This is a genomic window from Streptomyces tremellae (assembly GCF_039540215.1).
In the GTDB taxonomy this organism is placed as follows: domain Bacteria; phylum Actinomycetota; class Actinomycetes; order Streptomycetales; family Streptomycetaceae; genus Streptomyces; species Streptomyces tremellae.
In genome coordinates, this window is record NZ_BAABEP010000052.1 from 23587 (window position 1) to 42382 (window position 18796).

Here is an 18796-nt window from a genome sequence, read left to right on the forward strand (position 1 = left end):
CGTGCGACGGCGAGGCCGGGCGGGTCAGGCCCGTGTGACGGTGAGGCCGGGGAGAGCGGCCAGGCCCGAGCCGCCCACGCGGACCGCGACCGAGCCGTACGCGGTGCGCAGCCTCAGCCAGGCGCCCGCGGCGAACAGCGCGGCCTCGCCCGCGCCCTCCGCGGTGCCGGGCGGGCGCAGGAAGCCGACCGACCTGGCGGCGTGCACCGCGCGCAGCGGCAGGCCTGTGTCGCCGAGGGTCCTCGACCAGATCTCGTGGCCGATGCGGTCGCGCTCGCCCCGGGTGCGCCGGTCGGCGGGCAGCTCCTCGTCGCGCCGCCGGAACTCGGCGACCGCGCCCGCCACCGCCCGCGCCATCTGGGTGACACCGGGCAGCCCGGGCACGGGCCGCCAGCCGCCGCGCGGCGGCAGCACCCCGGCCCACGGCGGTCCTGTGACGGGCGCGGGCACGGCGACCTCTGCGCGCTCCTCCGCCACGCCCTCCAGCAGGTCGCCCGCGGACACCGTCACATCGAGCCCGTCCGGCGCCGGCACGGCACCGTCCGCCGGGCGCGGGGCGCGCAGCCGGACCGTACGGACCGCGATGACCTCGAACGAGGGCGGTCGCCCGAACACCGCGAGCGCGCCCGCCCCGCTCTGGAGCCGGACCACGGCCGCCCTGTCGTAGTGCAGCAGGCGCCCGAGGAAGGCGGCGAGGTCCGCCGCCTCCCCCGCGTCGGCCAGACGCAGCGGGCCGGGCGCCCCGCCGCCTGGCGCGACGCCTGCGTCGTCACCGGGCACTCCCACGAGGACCCCCACCCCGTCCCTGCTCGTCACTGGTCACCGGTCACTGGTCACTGGTCGGCTCACTCGTCGTCCAGGTACTTCTGGAGGAAGTAGCGTTCCTCCGCGGTGATCCGCCGCGGCCGCTGCGCTTCGAGGTCGTACGGGACGACGACGGTCGAGGCCCGGACGTACAGGCGCTCAGGCGCCTCCTCCGTCGCCGGGTCCTTCACCTCGTAGGCGACGGTCAGCGACGCGGCTCTGATCTCGGTCACCCACAGCTCGATGGGGACCGGCTCGTAGCGGTGGACGAGCGGCAGCTTGTAGTCGATCTCGTGGCGGGCGACGACGGACCCGCCGGAGAACGACGCCGAGCCGTCGTCCGGCGCCAGGCGGAACATGAAGTCGATGCGCGCCTCCTCCAGATACCGGAGGAAGACCACGTTGTTGACGTGCCCGAAGGCGTCCATGTCCGCCCAGCGCAGCGGGCAGCGGTACAGGAAGCGTGCCATGTCAGTCGCGCGTCAGCTTCCGGTACGTGGCGCGGTGCGGCCTGGCCGCGTCCGCGCCGAGCCGCTCCACCTTGTTCTTCTCGTACGACTCGTAGTTGCCCTCGAACCAGAACCACTTCGAGTTGCCCTCGTAGGCGAGGATGTGCGTCGCGACGCGGTCGAGGAACCACCGGTCGTGGGAGACCACGACGGCGCAGCCGGGGAAGTCGAGGAGCGCGTTCTCCAGGGAGGAGAGCGTCTCGACGTCGAGGTCGTTGGTGGGCTCGTCGAGGAGGAGCAGATTGCCACCCTGCTTGAGGGTGAGCGCGAGGTTCAGCCGGTTGCGCTCGCCGCCGGAGAGCACCCCCGCGGGCTTCTGCTGGTCCGGGCCCTTGAAGCCGAACGCGGAGACGTACGCCCGCGACGGCATCTCGACCTGGCCGACGTTGATGTAGTCGAGCTCGTCGGAGACGACCGCCCACAGCGTCTTCTTCGGGTCGATGTTGGCGCGGCCCTGGTCGACATAGCTGATCTTGACCGTGTCGCCGATCTTGATGGAGCCGGAGTCCGGCGTCTCCAGGCCCTGGATCATCTTGAACAGCGTGGTCTTGCCCGCGCCGTTGGGGCCGATGACGCCGACGATGCCGTTGCGCGGCAGCGTGAACGACAGGTCGTCGATGAGGACCTTCTCACCGAACGCCTTCGACAGGTGCTCGACCTCGACGACGACATTGCCGAGGCGGGGGCCCGGCGGGATCTGGATCTCCTCGAAGTCCAGCTTCCGCATCTTGTCGGCCTCGGCCGCCATCTCCTCGTACCGGGCGAGGCGCGCCTTCGACTTGGCCTGCCTGCCCTTGGCGTTGGAGCGGACCCACTCCAGCTCCTCCTTGAGGCGCTTGGCCCGCTTGGCGTCCTTCTGGCCCTCGACCTTGAGGCGGGTCTGCTTGGTCTCCAGGTAGGTGGAGTAGTTGCCCTCGTAGCCGATGGCGCGGCCACGGTCGAGCTCCAGGATCCAGCCGGCGACGTTGTCGAGGAAGTACCGGTCGTGGGTGACGGCGACGACGGTGCCCGCGTACTTCGCGAGGTGCTGCTCCAGCCACTGCACGGACTCGGCGTCCAGGTGGTTGGTGGGCTCGTCGAGGAGCAGCAGGTCGGGGGCTTCGAGCAGCAGCTTGCAGAGCGCGACGCGGCGGCGCTCACCGCCGGAGAGGTTGGTGACCGGCCAGTCGCCCGGCGGGCAGCCCAGCGCGTCCATCGCCTGTTCGAGCTGGGTGTCCAGGTCCCACGCGTTGGCGTGGTCCAGGTCCTCCTGGAGCTTGCCCATCTCCTCCATGAGGGCGTCGGAGTAGTCCGTCGCCATCAACTCGGCCACCTCGTTGAAGCGGTGGAGCTTGCCCATGATCTCCGCCGCGCCCATCTGGACGTTCTCCAGGACCGTCTTGGAGTCGTCAAGCGGGGGCTCCTGGAGCAGCATGCCGACGCTGTACCCCGGCGCCAGGAACGCGTCGCCGTTCGAAGGCTGCTCAAGGCCCGCCATGATCTTCAGCACGGTGGACTTGCCGGCGCCGTTCGGACCGACCACACCGATCTTCGCGCCCGGCAGGAAGCTCAGCGTCACGTCATCGAGGATGACCTTGTCGCCGTGCGCCTTGCGCGCCTTGCGCATCGTGTAGATGTACTCAGCCAAGAGAAACCGTCCGGCATTCGAGAAGGGCCAATGTGCGGCTCCGCCGCGTGAGGGCAGATACACCCCATCTTGCCAGCCGTCCATCCCCCGGCGAAAACCAGTACGCCCGATCCTCGGCCACTTCCCCGCGCCCGCGCGCCGGCCTACCGCCTGACCTGCGCCCCCGGCACCGGACCCGGCACGGGGGCCCGTGCTGAACCCCGGCCGGGGCAGGTACGGGACCACTGCCGGAGCAGGTACGCGACCCCTGCCGGGGCCGGGCAAAGGCGGAACGGGTGGCCCCGCCAGGCCACCCGTTCCGCCCATAGATACGGACGGACGGCGGCCGCCGTTCAACGCCGCGGCACGTTTCCCCGAGTTTCCCCCGAGTTTTTTTCCGCGCCCCCTCCCGGCGGGGCCGCGCGGACGGCCCGGCGGGCTCCAGCCGGCCGGTCAGTCGGTTGCGCCGGGGCCCGTCCTGCGGGTGCGGACCGCGAAGATCACGCCGCCGCCGATCACCACGAGCGCGATGGCGATGCCCGCGAACACCGGGGTCGCGCTGGACGAGCCTGTCTCCGCGAGGCCCTCGCTCGCGAGGTCCGTGGTGTCACCGCCCGCCGTCCCGCCGACGGACGCCGCGCTCATGGTGGAGATGCCCTGCTCGGTGTCCGGGGCCGCGCTGGTGGTCCGGCAGTCGAGCGTGCCGGAGAACTGCTGGAGGAACCCGTGGTCCCCGGTGACCGCGAGGTCGTAGCGCTGGTCCTCGGAGACCGGCAGCGTCACCGTCTTCGCCCGGCCCGCCGCCACGGTCTCCGCCTCGCCGCCCGCCGTGAACCGGAACACGCCCTCGCCCTGGTTGGCCGCCGTGATGTCCACGCCGCCCTTGTCACAGTCCTTGCGCGCCGTGAGCGTCGCCGTCGTGCCGTCCGGTGCCCAGGTACCGGACGCCGTCGCGGAGACCGTCGAGTCGCTCGCCCCCGCGAGGATCTGCGTCTGGCTCTTGTTGACGCCCGCGAACGCCCTGCCGACCGGCACGGACGCCGTGGCCTGCACGGTCAGCCGCGCCGTGCCCGCGTTCTGGGCGCCCGGCCCGGTGCGGACCGGCACGTCGAAGTAGAGCTTGCTGCCGTTCTTCGCCGTGGTGACCGTCCGGCCCTTCGCGTCGGTGACCCTGACCCCGCTCCCGCTCTCGTCGGCGGGCGGGCCCACCGTCACGCTCTGCGCGCCGGTGCCGACCGTGACCGGCCCGATCGGCCGGCCTGCGGGGCCGGAGACCGCGCCAGGGGTGAGGGCGAGCGAGGCCCGCGGCTCGGCCATCGTGCGCGCGTGCTTCCCCAGCCAGTCGGCCAGCCGCTCGGCCTGCGGGTCGGCCGCGTCCACGTCGACGCCGTCGGAGAGGCGCCAGATGGCCACCTGCGTCCCCGCCGCCGCGGTCTGCGCGGTCAGGGCGCCCGTCCGGGCGGAGCCGGCCAGCGCGGAGAGGTCATCGACCTGCGGATAGGAGTGGTGCAGTATCCAGAGGATCCTCCCCGCGTTCCGGTTGGCCCCGAGCGAGGTCTGCGCCCAGGGCGTCTCCACGTACTTCGCCTCGTCCTGGACGGGGTTGTCGATGTCGACGCCGTACGTCTTGAGCTTGCCGCCGCCGTCCACGTTCATCTCGGAGAGGCCGGCGTCCAGCGGTTGGTCGAGCGCCCGCCCCTCGGCGTCCTTCGTGTGCAGGACGGCGCCCGCGTGCACGTCGAGGCCGTCGAGCGTGGCCGACGCGCCGCCGGTGCGCTGGAGCGCGTAGTCGTCCGCCGCGGCGCTTCCGGTGCCGGCCACGGCGCCCAGGGCGAGCAGACCGGCGACGAGGGCCGCCGAGGCCGGGCGGACCGCACCGCGCCGGGCGGTACGGGACGGGCCGTACGCACGGACCGGGCCGGACCTTCGTACGGATGCGGCCGATATCACAGAAAGCACCGAATTCCCCTTCGCCCGGAGCCCCTTGGTGCGGGCTCGTGGACCACTGGAATCCTAGGGAGGGCGAATCCGGCGAATGACCTTCCCGCGTCCGGGCGGCCGTACCGAATCGCAATCGTTACCGCCGGGCGGCGTGTCACAGGAATGACCAGCGCTAACGCCCTTGGCTTTGTCGACAAGTCCCTGTTGCGCGGCCGCCGTTCGCGTGCCCCCTTCGCCCCCCTGGTCCGCGCGTCCGGCCGTCAGCCCGCTGCCGCGCCGGCCACCGGATCGTCCGCCACCGCCCGCTTGGGCCGCGCCCGCGTCCGCGCCCGCCCTCCCGGCGGTCCCTCTGGTTCGGGGTGCGGCCCCGTATCCCGTTCCGGCACCGAACCCGCGTCCGGACCCGGCCCCACCCTGTCCCCCGCTACCGCTTCGTCCCGCCGCACGGATCCCTGCCCCGGGGCCGGTCCCGGTCCCGGTCCCGATACGGCTCCCACCCGCAACGCCGGCTCCGATGCGGGCTCGGACACCGGCTGCGGCTCCGGCTCTGCCCACAGCTGCGCCTGTTGCTGTCCTCCTTGTCGCACCCGTGCCCGTACGGGCTCGCGCTCCCGCTCCCGCGCGGGTTCCTCCCGCGTCGCCCGCGCCGGCTCCCGGGTCGCCTCCGCTCGGGCGGCTCCCCAGTCGACGCCCGCGGCGCCCGCGCCCGCGGGGGCGGCCCAGGGGTCCGCCTCCCGCGGTCCGCCCGCCCTCGCCAGCAGGCCCGCCACTGCTACGCCCTGACTCGGCGTCACCCGTGAAGGGCCGCCGCGCGCGACCCGGCGGAACATCGAGGTGCCCCGGGCGAGGTCGTGGCCCGCGGCCGCGGCCTCGATGTCCACGAACGTCCTGCGCCTGCCCTCCCTGTCCTCTTCCCTGACCCGCAGCCTGCCCTGGACGACGAGGGGCTCGCCGACCGACACGGACGCCGCGAGGTTCGCGGCGAGCGCCCGCCAGGCCCAGACCGTGTAGAAACTCGTCGGCCCGTCCGTCCAGTCGCCCCTGGTCCTGTCCCACCGCCGTACCGGAACGGCGAAGCGGAATCGCGCCACACCGCCCGTGGGCGACTCCCTGAACTCCACCCCGGTCGCCACGTTCCCCACCAGGGTCACCGTTGTCTCCGTCATGTCGGCCCCTCCCCGTGCGTGCACACCTCGGCTGCCACCGGCAGGCGGTCAGCCCTGCCCGGCAGCGGAACCGGCATCAGCGCGCCGGCGCCACCGCCGGTTCCCGCCCCCAGAGTGGCCCAGACGCCACGATCCCGCCGGTGCCTGTGGACAACCTGCCGCCACAACGCCCCGACGGGACCTCACCTGTGGAAAACCCGTCACCCGGACGAGCGAGAGCCGCGCCTCCCCGCACCCGTGCCGCGCGTCCCCGCGAACCCGCCGCCCGGCAGCGCGCTCCCCGCGAACCCGTTCCCCGGCAGGGTCCCCACGCCCGAGACCGCCGCGAACTGCTCCCGTACCTCCCGGTAGCGCATCAGCTCCGCCGAGACCGGGTCGAGCACCCGGGCACGCCCGCAGCCCGCCGCGGTCTCCCGCAGTCGGCGCTCGACGTCCTGCCCGTACCGCCGCGCGGGTCCCTTCGCCCCGGCCGCGCACGCCCACTCGACCACCGGGCCGCCGACGATGCCCGCGAGCATGATCAACGCGGGCGGCAGCAGCCCCGGCGGCACGACGCCCACGATCTGGCCGAGCAGCCACAGCGCCCCGAAGATCTGGAGCAGGGTCATCGACGCCTGCACGAGCACCGCCGCGGGCCACCACGCGGGCCGCGGCGGGCGGGCGCTCGGCGCCGCCGCCGTTGCCGCCAGTTCGTCCAGCGCCTCGGGCAGGCCCTCGGCGCCGCGCACCGCCGCCTCGCGCACGGCATGCGCCCACGGCGCGGGAAGCCCGGTGGACGCCTCGTCCGCGACGGTGCGCACGGCCTGCTCCACCCGCTGGCGCGCCGTGGCCTCCTCCTCGACCACCAGCGGCTCCTGCGGCGCCTCCGCGCCCGGCGTGCGCGTGCGCTCGTACCACCGCCACAGCCGCAGCCACGGCGTCCCGCAGGCGCGCCCCGCGTTCCTGCGCCACTCGCGCTCCGCCGCCTCGCCCGCAGCGACCGCGCCGACGGCCCAGGCGAGCAGGTCGTTGAACTGCTCGCGCGAGCGCTCGCCGAGGCCGGGGCGCCCGTCCGCGAGGTAGCTCGGCCGCAGCCGGCCGGCGGCCGCCGCGACGTCGGCGGCGAGCCGCCGCTCCGCGGCCGTGCGCTCCTGCACGAAGCGGCCGAGCAGTTCGCGCAGCTCGCCGACGCCCTGGCCGCCGAGCGCGGAGACGGCGAGCACGGTCGCGCCCGGCTCGTCGTACTCGCCGAGTGCCATGCCGTCCTCGTCGAGGAGTCTGCGCAGGTCGTCGAGCACCTGCTCGGCGGCCTCGCCCGGCAGTCTGTCGACCTGGTTGAGCACGACGAAGGTGACCTCGGCGTGGCCCGCGAGGGGCCGCAGGTAACGCTCGTGCAGCGCGGCGTCGGCGTACTTCTCCGGGTCGACGACCCAGATCACCGCGTCCACCAGGCCGAGCACCCGGTCGACCTGGTCGCGGTGTGCGGTGACCGCGGAGTCGTGGTCGGGCAGGTCGACGAGGACGAGCCCGTGCAGCTCCTCGTCGCCGTCGCCGCCCGCGAGGGGCTTGCGGCGCAGCCTGCCGGGGATGGCGAGCCGGTCGAGCAGGCCCGCAGCGCCGTCGGACCAGACGCAGGCGATGGGCGCGGCCGTGGTGGGCCTGCGCAGGCCCGTCTCCGAGATCGGCACCCCCGCCAGGGCGTTGAACAGCGTGGACTTCCCACTGCCCGTGGCGCCCGCGATCGCGACGACGGTGTGGCGGGAGGAGAGCCGCTGGCGTGTCGACGCCTCGTCGAGCACCCGGCCCGCCTCGGCGAGCACGGTCGCGTCGACCCTGGTGCGGGAGAGGCCGACCAGTTCGCCCAGCGCGTCGAGCCGCGTGCGCAGCGGCCCCGCGTAGGGGCTGCCGATGGGGACGTGCCCGCCGCCACCGGTGAGCAGCCCCTCGGGGCCGCTCTCGTCGGACCGCGTACGGGCCCGGCGCGCGATCAGCCCGTCGTCCCAGCCGGGCGAGCCCGGCCCGGGCGCCGCGCCCCCGCCGGCCGCCGTCCGGGCCTCGGCGGGCCCGCCCGTCCGGCCCGCCGCCCCGGCGCCCGGGGCGGCGCCGACCCTCCGCCGCCCGTCCCGGGCCGGCCCCTGGGCCCCGGCCGGGCGCCTGGGGCCGCGTTCCGGTTCGCCGCCCGGGCCGTTCACGTCGGCCACATCCACCAGATCACTCACAGGGGTTACCTCGTCTCCTTCTGGAGTACGGACAGCGCGGCGATCAGTTCCGCCTGCGATTCCGGCGCCACGCCGAGCGCCTCAAGGGGGGCGAGCCGCCGGTCGCGCTCCCCGTGCAGAACCCGGTCGATGTACGTGGCCAGCAGCTCGGCGCCCCGGTCGCGCAGCCGCAGCGCGCTCTGCGCGCCCAGCAGCTCGGCCAGCCGCTCCCCCGCGGTGCGGGTGCGCCGCCCGCCGAGCAGGGACGCGGCGAGCAGCGCGGACACGGTCTCGGGCTCAGGGGCGGCGTTGCGGTCGAGCTCCCGCACCTCTTCCTCGGCGAGTTCGTCCAGCTCACGGCGCCAGCGCCGGGCCCGCATACCGATCCGCTCGCCGGCCTCGGCGTCCCGGCCCGGGGCGAGCAGCACCTTGGCCGCGGGTTCCCGGTCCCAGGCTCTGGCGATCTGCTCGTCGGCGGCGGCCACGGCGCACTGGAGGAGCGTGCCGAGGCTCTCCGCCAGCGAGTCGAGCAGCTCGCCCGCCGTGCTGTCGCGCGGGTAGCCGCGCCAGCGGGTACGGGCGTCCCCCGCGAGCACCGCGCCCTGCTTGAGCTGCCGCCGCACCCGCTCGCCCTGCGTGCCGTACGCGTCGTCCACCGCGCTCATCAGCCGCCCGGCCGCGGCGTGCTGGGAGGCGACGGCGGAGGCGAGTTCCGGCATGCGCGCGTTGAGCGAGCGCACCACGCCGGTCGCCGTGCGCACCACGGTCTGCTGCCGGGCAGCGGGGTCGCCCGCCCGGTGCGTGAGCCAGTCGAGCAGCGGCGCCACGGCGGTCGTGGGCAGCAGTCCGCTGCCACCGCCCGTCGACTCCGGCAGCTCCGGGATGGTGAAGCGGGGTACGTCCCCGAGCCCCGCGCGCGTCAGCAGCGCCGCGTACTGCCGGGAGACCTCGCCGATCATCTGGTGCGGCACCCGGTCGAGGACGGTGACGAGCGTCGCGTCGTACTCCTTGGCGGCGCGCAGCAGGTGCCACGGGATGGCGTCGGCGTAGCGCGAGGCGGTGGTGACCATCACCCAGACGTCGGCCGCGCAGATCAACTCGGCGGCGAGCAGCCGGTTCTCGACGACGAGGGAGTCGACGTCCGGCGCGTCGAGGAGGGCGAGGCCGCGCGGCAGCCCCGGCTCGGTCTCCACGACGAGCACCCCCCGCCCGTCTCCGCCGCGCGCGGAGGCCGGGATCTGCTCGCGGTCCTCGGGCAGCCACAGGCGGGTGAAGCCCGGCAGGACGCGCGTTCCCGCGAACCAGTGATGGTCGTCGGGGTGGCAGACGAGGACGGGCGTACGGGTGGTGGGCCGCAGCACCCCCGCCTCGCTGACCTGACGCCCCGCCAGGGAGTTGACCAGCGTGGACTTCCCGCCGCCCGTCGACCCGCCGACCACGGCGAGCAGCGGGGCGTCCGGGTCCTTGAGTCGTGGCAGCAGGTAGTCGTCCAGCTGCGCGAGCAGCTCGCTCCTGCTCTGCCGGGCGCGGGGTGCGCCTGGCAGCGGAAGCGGAAGACGCACGGCGGCGACACGGTCGCGCAGTGCGGAGAGTGCGTCGATCAGCTCAGGCCGTACATCCAAGGTCACCACATGCGAAGAATGCCCAATTTAGTGAGGTTTTTGAAGCGTATACCCCTCTCTGCGCGCCGATAGGATGCGACGGAGTACCGTACGGGTCACCCGGAGGGACAGAAGGGGCGAGGGTGGCGCAGGCATAACGAGTGCACAACAGCCGGGGCGGGGACGGCAAAAACCGCTGCGCGATCGGCGATCGCCTGCAATTATCGGTTCGCTTCACCGAACCTCCACAACGTGCCACGCGGGTGAAGCACTCGGGCCAAGGCAGGGTCACCCCTATCCTTGACCCGGCCGGCCCAAGGACCGGCCGAGCACGACCCGGCCCCCGTAGCTCAGTGGATAGAGCAGGCGCCTTCTAAGCGCTTGGCCGCAGGTTCGAGTCCTGCCGGGGGCGCCACCGACATCACGTCGGGTGGGCGACGTTTCCGCAGTTCAGGCCGCATTTGGCTACCGTCCGAGGCGAATCGGACTTCCCCCCTCCGCTGGAGCCCGAGTCCGGCTGACACCGGCCAAAACCGGCTTTCTACGGGTGTCCGTCCCACATGCGTCCCACAGAATGAGGGCCCCGGGGAGCGCCTCCAGGCCCTCCCGTGCACAGCGGAGCGGCCCAGGAACCCGTTCTTCGCGGGGTTCCGGGGCCGCTCTTCACGCCGCCACCTTCGGGAGGTCTTGGACACCTTCGACCCGTTTGAGGTAGTTGTCCAGTTGGCCGACGATGCAGCGCGCACAGATCGCCAACAGGACAGGGACGCTGTTGCCCGCCCATTCGGCGACCTGGGCTGGCGGGATGCCGCTGTTGAGCCACGTCGTGAGGCAGGTGTGGCGCACGTCGTACACGCGCTTGCCGGTCGGCGTCCCGAATTCGTGCTCGGACAGGATCGCCTCGCGGGCCTTGGCCCAGACGCGCCGGAAGACGGATCCCGCGAACATGCCGCCCTGTCATAGCCGCGGTCGCCCAGGACCACGTCCGGGCGGCGCCGGGGTCGGCCGCGCTTGCCGCGCACGGGCGGCACGGCCTGGAGGAGTGGGATCAGCTGGGTGACGTCGTTGCGGTTGCCGCCGGTCAGAGTGGCGGCGAGCGGGAGGCCATGCCCGACCCGAAGCCGAGCTCCTGCGGAAGGTGTTCCCAAGCGATCCCGGTGTGCAGCACGAACAGGATGTTCTGGAACACCAGCCGGTCCGGATGCCGTCTGCGTCCTGGATGCCGAGTTCGACGCTCAACCTTGGGCAACAGCGGCTCGACCACCGCCCACAACTCGTCGTCGACATCCCACGGCTGCGGCCGAGCCACCCCACACCTCCAGGTCATCAGTCCCGGAGTGAGCCAACCACCTTGAAGGTCATTTCGTTAGGAGTTCTCAGTGACGGCGTACCTCCTTTTGGGACTCTGGTATGACCTCGGCGACGCGACCCGGCTGACGCGAAGCCTCGTGTCGTTCTTTTCCGCTGGTGCGCCCTCTGACCAAGTCGCGTATGTCGGCTTGGCCGAACTCGTAAAGCTTTAGTTCTGTGAGCAGCAACCACTCGTATCAGTCAGTGCCCCTGGCTCGATTCCGGAGTGGGCCCGTCTCGTACAGCCTCCAAGCAGGCCATCGAACGGCTTCGACCTTTCCATCCTCACTACCCAGCAGGCTGCGCCGGTGCAGCATGAGCCTCAGATGGTGGGCCGCGTCGGCGCCCTCCTCGATCCCCCTGTCGAGCAATACAGCCTGGGGAGCGGTGGTGCCGGTGTCACCCACCAGGGCGTCTACGGGATGCCCGTTAACCGACTCGCCGAGCGTGACGACGGCCCCCTCTGCCATGGAGAGGATCCGGTACAGGCGTTTCAGTAGCGCTTCATTGGTTCCGCCATCGAGAAGTACGCCGTTTCGGTCCGCAGCCTCCAGCAGCGCTGCGCCCACTCCACCACGCTTCCGCCAGAGTTCCTTGTCCCCTACCACGATGAGGTGGCTGCGCGCCCGAGTAACGGCGACGTTCCACAGGTTCAGCTGTCCACTGACCCACTCGATGGCGCCCGGATGCATGCCCTCGCCGGCGACGAGTGAGAACACCATGACATCGCGTTCTCCACCTTGGAAGGTATGCACCGTACCGATGCGAAGGCGTTCCTCGTCGTACGGCTGCAGCCGCTTACGCAGCGTCTCGGCCTGCGCTGTGAAGGGAGTAACAACGCCCACAGTGGCCTCGGGCGGGAGCTGCGTTAGCAGATAGCGGACGCTGTCCTGCACTTTGCGGATCTCGGCCTCATTGACCCAGGAGCCACCGAACGGCGGGCGTGCGGCGCGTCCGGTCACATCTGTCCAGATGACGGACGCGCGGTGAGCCAGAGCAGGCCGGCCACGGGTGTCAGTGAGGACTGTCAGTCCGCCGTCGTAGAAGAAGTCGTTGGAGATACTGGCGATTTGGGGATGACAGCGGAAGTGCTCGTCGAGAAGCAATGTGCCGCCTGCGGATTGCTCAGCTGCGTGGTACGCCGAGTGGCGCCGATAGGCGAGGTGATGCTTCTCCAACCAATCGGACCGCAGTCCGTTCCCGCGCCGGATGAGAGCCTCACGGTGGGGGCTGGTCTCAGTGATGTGCGTCAGCTGCAGGGGGTCACCGATGACAAGGGCGCGCTGCGCCCTGAACAGCAGTGGCAGAACGTGAGGGATAGCGCACTGACTGGCCTCGTCGACAATGACGAGATCGAACAGTGCCGGGCCCAGCGGAAATCGTCGGGCGGAAAGACTGGTGACGGCCCATCCGGCTACGGCGGGCGTGTCTGGAGACCCGTTCGAGCGACCCAACACTCTCCGCATCTGCGGCCAGTCACTCCGTTTGCCGTCGCGAGCCGTCAGCAGGTCGAGAATGCGGCGGCGTCCGGCCCAGGCGGCTGCTTGGACCGTGGTAGCGAGTAGCGTGCGTGATGCGCCCTGGAGGGCGCTCTCCGCTTCACGGAGAGTTCGGGTGAGTGCGGTGTCGTCAACGGCCGCCGCTTGCTCGTGCCCGTCACTCCATTCCGCCTCGGCCGCGGCGAAGCCGGCAAGCGCCAGGCATGCCGCGGCGGGATCATCGGCGTGCCCCTCCAGCCCGGTCGTGCGCAGGAATCGGGATCGGCGCCACGATCCGAGGAAGCGCGCTTGGGCGAGGCGGCGTGACTTGTTCTCCAGCTCCCGTGGTCCTGGGGTGCCTGCGAGCAGGCGCTGGAGTTCGGTGACGGTGCTCCCGAGCTGTTCGGAGTGGTAGGCACGAGCTTCGCCTGCCCGACGAAGCCGCGCCTCGGTCTCCGCGATGTGCGCCAGACCTTGCCGTGCTTCTGCCAGGCGGTCGGCGGCCAGGGCCGTGGCCATGGACGCCGTGGCCACAGTGGTGGGCGGCTCAGGACCGGTACGTAGCGCATGGAGCGCGGCGGCCTCGTACTCCGCGTTGCTCTTGCCGTTCTTCCGCGCAGAGCCTGTGCGCACGACGCTGCCGGGCACCAGTTTGTCGCAGCGGTGCCAGACCTCGTCCACGGCGTCGTTGTTGGTGGACGCGACCAATACCGTCTGACCTGCCGCGATCGCCGTGGCCACGAGATTTGCAACCAGCTGGCTCTTGCCGGTGCCTGGCGGGCCCGTGGCCACTGTGAGGCGGCGTGTCATTGCAGACCGGAGAACCGCCGTCTGGGCTTCGTTTGAGGGCAGCGGCGTCACGAGGTGCGCGGGTTCGGGCCTCGTGAGGGCGTGGGACTCGGCTCGCTGCGAGCCATCAGGGGCTAGTGCACCGAGGGCGGTCTGCCCGATCTGGTCTATCTGGTCGGCGATGCCGGCGAAGTCCTTGAGAAGCCCCTTTGTGAAGCCGGTCTGAGGACGTGACGCGAACAGGACTGCCGTGTTGCGGGCTCCGTGTCCGGGTGTGCGGACGTCGATGCGGTCGGCGAGTTGGTCGGGACGGAGCTCCTGCACGCACGGTAGCTCGAACTCCTGAGTGAGGAGATTGCGCACCTCCACCGCCATACGGTCGTGTTGCCCTCGATGCCAGGACGGCTGGAACGTGTCGATGAGCTGGTTGGCCTCCTCCTCTCCCAGCCAGTCGAGAGCCAGCTGAGGATGCGGCTGGACCGGGCCGTACGGCTTGAGTCGCACCTCACCCTCGTCCTGGACGATCTCGACCCGACGAACCAGCAGGGGTGCGAACTTCTGCTGCCGCCAGGGGCGTCCGGCGCGTGGCCCGGAAAGGACTATGGCCGGGTACCCCGCCCAGAGCTCGGCGTCCTCCTCGGCTGCGGAGTCCACCAGCGGGGCCGCTTCGCCGGGGAGAGTTATGCAGCCGTCATCGTCGACGTCGCCTGAGATAAGTCTTTCCGCGCCGGCCAGGCACACGTATGACGCGCCCTGACGGCTCACGTCCATCAGAGGTGTCTCAGCGCTCTCGGCAAGGACGCACTCACCGTAGTAGTCTAGCAAGTCGGCCCAACTAGGCTGTGAATGAACGGACTTCGCAGTGCGTGCTTGTGAAGCTGCTTCGGCGATGGGCTGGGGCCGAGAGCTCAGAGGATCGAGGACGGGGGCTCGGCCGAAGGGGCTGTCCGCGATGATGATGCGGTCGTCGACGCCGAGCGCGGAGTGCACCGGCACCTGGCGACCGCCGTCCTGGGCACGCATGCGTCGGTTCACGTAGTGGAACAGGTCACTGACTGTCACAGCGCTGCCACCGTCCTTGCTGACCTTCCCCGTGCGCAGCGCCTCGACGACTTCGCCGGTGAAGGCCGATGGCTTCACGTTGTCGCCTCTGCCCGTGTCCGCGTAAGAGTCCTCCCCGGCCCGCGAGGACGACAGGACGTACACGCCCCTGCTGGTCAGTGGCGGCTGCTCACCAGATTTGGACACGGAGTTGTCGTCCCGCCGGTCCGACGTGCGCAGGCCCATGGCGAAGCCGCCGCTGCGGCAGCAGTCGATCATCACGATCTTCTGCGGGGCGACACATTCCTCCAGAGCGTCGTTGAGGAACCCGGCGCTGACACTGGTCGCAGCCACCCGGTCGTAATCGGTGTCCTTGGCGACGAAGTGGAACTCGCCGCCATCGCGCACAGTGCGCACACCGTGGCCTGAGACGTACACGAGCGCCAGTTCGTCCTCGTCGCGCTCTTGGAGAAACTCGCCGATGACTGCCCGCATGTCATCGGCGGTGAGATCCGTTTCGGTCTGGACGGAGACGAAGTTGCCGATGTTGCGGTGCTTCAGCACCTGGGTAAGTCCCCACAGGTCTGCCCGAACGGAGGCCAGCGGTGAGAAGCGGCCGTCGTCGTAGTTCTCGTTGCCGATCAGGAGAGCCCGGCGTTTGTGGTAGCGGGTCATGCCGCGCCATTATCCGGTTCGGGGCCGCCCTCGCCGGCAATCCTGTCCTGAAAATCACGGACCATACGTTCCTGTGCGGCGTCCGGACGTCCGGTGATCTCGATGGAGTCGTCCCCCACCGTGACCACGACCTTGCGGTGCCGGTCCTTGGCGCACCATTCCTTGATCAGAGTGATCAGGACCTGGGACGCCGGGCGGGCGACAGCGGCGGCACCAGTGGCCCAGAGAGCTACCTCACCCACACCGGCACCCTTTTGCCCCGGTGTGGCAGGTGCGTCGGCGTCGTGGAAACCGACGACGAGACTGTCCGCCCTGTTCAGGGCGTCGTGCAGATCCCGAGTGAGACGCTCCTGCCGGAGCGTGTCACCGCCTGTGGACACGGCGATCGTCCACGGTGTTCCCCCGTTGCGCATGTACTGCTCCTTGCGTTCGCGGATGTGCTCGCCCTGTCCGGCGACTTTCGCATGCGGGCTCTTGCAAGAATCAGCCAGGGGCGCACGGGAGGGGCGGCATCCGGCCACCCCGAAGCGTCGGAGGAGACATGTCCGAGCCGAGCGTCCGACCTGGTGTCCTGAGTCGTTAGTTCGTGTGCAGTATGCGGCGAGGGTGTCGAGGATGTCGTCGGCGGTCTTCGTCCAGACGAACGGCCTGGGGTTCTTGTTCCACTCGTTGATCCAGCGGCGGATGTCCCGTTCGAGTTCGACGACGCTGCGGTGGGCCGAGCGGCGGAGATTGCGGCAGGTCAGCTCGACGAACCAGCGTTCGACAAGGTTGAGCCAGGACGCCGAGGTGGGGGTGAAGTGCAGGTGGAAGCGGGGGTGACGCAGCAGCCAGTTCTTGACCGGCCCGGTCTTGTGAGTCGCGTAGTTGTCCAGGACCAGGTGCAGTTCGAGATCCTTGGGCACGGCGTTATCGACGATCTTCAGGAAGCGGAGGAACTCCTGGTGGCGGTCGCGGCGGTAGTGCTGGGAGATGACCGAGCCGGAGGCGATGTCCGGGGCGGCGAAAAGGCTGGTCGTGCCGTGCCGGACGTAGTCATGGGCCATCCTCGCCGGCACGGTCGGCGCCATCGGCAACACCGGCTGGGCGCGGTCCAGGGCCTGTATCTGCGACTTCTCGTCCACCGCCAGGACCAGAGCGTTCTCCGGAGGGGTGAGGTAGATGCCCACCACGTCCCGAACCTTGGCCACGAACTGTGGGTCGGTCGACAGTTTCCAGGTCTCCACGATGTGCGGCTTGAGACCGAACGCCCGCCAGATCCGTGAGACAGCCGACTGCGACATCCCTGCCGCCTGAGCCATCGAGCGCGTCGACCCGTGCGAGTCACCGGCCGCCGGCGTCTGGTCCAGCGTCCTGGCAACCAGGGCCTCGACCTGCTCGTCCGTGATCTTCCGCGGGGCCCCCGGGACGCGGCCGGTCCACCAGCCCCTCCAACCGGTCCGCGGCGCACCGGGCCCGCCACCTACGCACCGTCTCCCGCGAGACACCCAGGTCATCCGCGACCCGAGCGTTCGACCGACCCTCCGCACACGCCAGCACGATCCTCGACCGCAGCACCAGTGCCTGAGAGGCGGTCTGCTTGCGCAACGAGCCTGGCAGCACCCGGCGTTCGTGATCGGACAACTCCAACAACAACGGCTTCGGGCCAGGCACCACTCCAGCCTACAACCGCCTGTGAACTAACGACTCAGGACAATGGGACACAGTCTCAGGCATGTGATCAACGGGCGAGGAGGTCGTCCTCATATCCCGGTTCGGTGGAGGGACGGGCGGCGCTCGGCGCGTAGCGAGCTGTCGTCGTCATCCAGTCGTTGTGTCCACACAACCAGTCTGCGAGTGCCTGGGCGTAGCGGAGGACCACATCGGACTGGGCCTGCGACAGGGCCATCTGGGAGCAAAGCTCCGATAGTTCGCCCGAGAGGCGGAAGAATCGGCGGACGCTCTCGCGGATCAACGCCTCCACTTCCTTGATGGCGTCCGAGAGCGAGAGACCAGTGGTTCGGTGGAGCACCGCCACGAGGTTGTAGGCGTCGCCGCGGGCTGCCTCCTTGGGGTAGGAATACACGTCGTTGGCCAGGAAAGGTACTTGCGCGGCGGTTTCGCGCATTAGTCGGAGCTGAGGGCTGTGCCAGAGTAAGCTGATGACCTCCGTGTGCACGAGACGTTCGATCATGTCAAGGACCGATTCCGTCGCTGCTGTTCCACCACGAACCGCGTAGTACGAGTCCAGTGTCGGCTGTGGGTGCGCGTCGTGAGTCAGTGCCTCGTATGCCTGAGCGCAGAAATATCGCTCCCAGTGGTGAGCGGTGCGCAACCGCCAGGCGGGGCTCATCCCCTGTCGTGCCCGCTGCCACAGATCTGCGAACGCCGAGGTCAATGGCGTATCGGCCCTCGCCTTGGTGGGGTTATGGGCGATAGCGCATAATGCGTCGCATACCGAGTGAATGCGGCTGCCGGCATCAGTTATTTCTGGGCGGTCGAACTGATCGTCGAAGAGGAAATAAAATGACTTCAGGTCGAGCGCCAAAATCAAGTCCGTGAGTTCGACCGATGGCCAGCATCGTGCTGCGAGGCCCCCTAGCTGCCACGACTGGTAACGCTTCACGGCAGCAGGGGACCTGAGCATCCCATGGCCCCGTAACCAGGCGAGGTTGGCTTCTTCAGCCGCAGCTCGGTGGGCGTTGACCCCTGAACCGCTCGGAATATCGAAGTGGGGACGCACGATGTATTCTCCTTGTCGATTTTTCTCTAGTAAGCGGTCAGTTGCAGGGTAACTGTGATGCACTCTCCTTTCCCTGAGGATCCCTGTCCATCCGTCAGATATATGACGACTGCGAGGCGATCTATATCACCGTCTTCACGCGGTTCAGGGTCCAGCGCTGGTCCTCCCGGCCGTGCACAGCCGGACCCTTGGCCAACTCCGCCTCCAACACGGCGAACTGGGCCTCACTCAAGCGCGGCAACGACGTCGGCCCCTGCGAACGCAGAGCCCGCAACCCGTCCCCTTCCCAGGCCGGCCTCCACCGCTGCACCGACCGGACGCTGACCCGCAGGTCCTTGACCCGCAGATCCTTGACGATCACCGAGCTCGCCTCACCGCCCGCGAACCGCTCGGCCACCCGGACCCGTACCCCCTCGCGAAACTGCTGCCGTTCGGCAGTCAGCCCGCCACCCTGTGGATACCGCATCCCACCGTCATACCGCAGGCCGGCCACACCTAAAAGCCCCTACGGCACTGGGAGTTCAACCTCAGTAACTGATCGTTTCAGAATGAGCGTTTTCAGAGTGGCCACTGACCGGGTGACGGGGCGGCGCGGGGTCGGGGTGCGCAACGGACAGGGCCCCGTGTCGTTGAGGGAGGTGTTCGACGTCTCAACTCAGGAGCACAAGAGCCCTGTTGGTTCCCTATCCTGCCGCACTCGACCTGCCTCACGCCTTGGTCGAGTGGGTCACGATACTCATCGTCACCCGCGAGGGTGGCCGGCGGTGCAAACTCCCGCAGCGCGAGCCGCAGCGCGCCCGCCATCACCCCCTGGCCCCCGGCTTCCGCGTACTCCGCGTCGAGGCGGAGTACCAGGTCGCGCGGAGCGGGCTCCCACGCGCTCTTCCAGGACAGGAGCGGGGGCTCCTGGCCGGTGGGGCGCGGCGGTTCGAGGCCG

Annotated in this window: 9 protein-coding genes, 1 tRNA gene and 5 pseudogenes; 2 read left to right on the forward strand and 13 right to left on the reverse strand. The window is 70.4% G+C overall.

What is annotated here, in order from left to right:
- Positions 1 to 24: 24 nt before the first annotated feature.
- The 7 genes and pseudogenes from ABEA77_RS26555 to ABEA77_RS26585 all read right to left on the reverse strand — a co-directional run bounded on the left by ABEA77_RS26555 (position 25) and on the right by ABEA77_RS26585 (position 9825).
- Entirely contained in the window at positions 25 to 729 is a 705-nt protein-coding gene (locus ABEA77_RS26555; protein WP_345652694.1) for a DUF8010 domain-containing protein, read from the reverse strand.
- Positions 730 to 845: 116 nt separating this feature from the next.
- Complete coding sequence (locus ABEA77_RS26560) at positions 846 to 1274, reverse strand: acyl-CoA thioesterase (protein ID WP_345652667.1); 429 nt, start codon at positions 1272 to 1274, stop codon at positions 846 to 848.
- Position 1275: 1 nt separating this feature from the next.
- A complete protein-coding gene (gene ettA / locus ABEA77_RS26565; RefSeq protein ID WP_345652669.1) occupies positions 1276 to 2940 on the reverse strand; it encodes an energy-dependent translational throttle protein EttA in 1665 nt (554 codons plus the stop codon).
- Positions 2941 to 3372: 432 nt separating this feature from the next.
- Positions 3373 to 4740: a Cys-Gln thioester bond-forming surface protein gene (locus tag ABEA77_RS26570; RefSeq protein WP_345652672.1), complete on the reverse strand. Its 1368-nt coding sequence runs from the start codon at positions 4738 to 4740 to the stop codon at positions 3373 to 3375.
- Between the two features lie 925 nt (positions 4741 to 5665).
- A pseudogene (locus tag ABEA77_RS26575) lies at positions 5666 to 6026 on the reverse strand (single-stranded DNA-binding protein); the annotation flags it as partial.
- A gap of 200 nt (positions 6027 to 6226) precedes the next feature.
- A complete protein-coding gene (locus ABEA77_RS26580; RefSeq protein ID WP_425588395.1) occupies positions 6227 to 7996 on the reverse strand; it encodes a YfjP family GTPase in 1770 nt (589 codons plus the stop codon).
- Between the two features lie 233 nt (positions 7997 to 8229).
- The gene (locus tag ABEA77_RS26585) at positions 8230 to 9825 is read right to left on the reverse strand and encodes a dynamin family protein (protein WP_345652700.1); all 1596 of its coding nucleotides are present in this window, start codon (positions 9823 to 9825) and stop codon (positions 8230 to 8232) included.
- A gap of 318 nt (positions 9826 to 10143) precedes the next feature.
- Here ABEA77_RS26585 and ABEA77_RS26590 point away from each other — a divergent pair.
- Positions 10144 to 10219 (forward strand) — tRNA-Arg (locus ABEA77_RS26590).
- A gap of 248 nt (positions 10220 to 10467) precedes the next feature.
- Here ABEA77_RS26590 and ABEA77_RS26595 read toward each other — a convergent pair.
- The 6 genes and pseudogenes from ABEA77_RS26595 to ABEA77_RS26620 all read right to left on the reverse strand — a co-directional run.
- Positions 10468 to 10752, reverse strand: coding sequence for a hypothetical protein (locus ABEA77_RS26595; protein ID WP_345652675.1), 285 nt, complete (start codon positions 10750 to 10752; stop codon positions 10468 to 10470).
- Between the two features lie 8 nt (positions 10753 to 10760).
- Positions 10761 to 11131: pseudogene (locus ABEA77_RS26600) on the reverse strand (transposase); the annotation flags it as partial.
- Between the two features lie 220 nt (positions 11132 to 11351).
- On the reverse strand, positions 11352 to 15137 hold the full coding sequence (locus tag ABEA77_RS26605; RefSeq protein WP_345652678.1) for a caspase, EACC1-associated type: 3786 nt from the start codon (positions 15135 to 15137) through the stop codon (positions 11352 to 11354).
- Between the two features lie 581 nt (positions 15138 to 15718).
- Positions 15719 to 16790, reverse strand: a pseudogene (locus ABEA77_RS26610) (IS630 family transposase); the annotation flags it as partial.
- Between the two features lie 67 nt (positions 16791 to 16857).
- Complete coding sequence (locus ABEA77_RS26615; RefSeq protein ID WP_345652681.1) at positions 16858 to 17859, reverse strand: terpene synthase family protein; 1002 nt, start codon at positions 17857 to 17859, stop codon at positions 16858 to 16860.
- A gap of 124 nt (positions 17860 to 17983) precedes the next feature.
- A pseudogene (locus ABEA77_RS26620) lies at positions 17984 to 18325 on the reverse strand (IS630 family transposase); the annotation flags it as partial.
- Positions 18326 to 18534: 209 nt separating this feature from the next.
- Here ABEA77_RS26620 and ABEA77_RS26625 point away from each other — a divergent pair.
- A pseudogene (locus ABEA77_RS26625) lies at positions 18535 to 18796 on the forward strand (hypothetical protein); the annotation flags it as partial.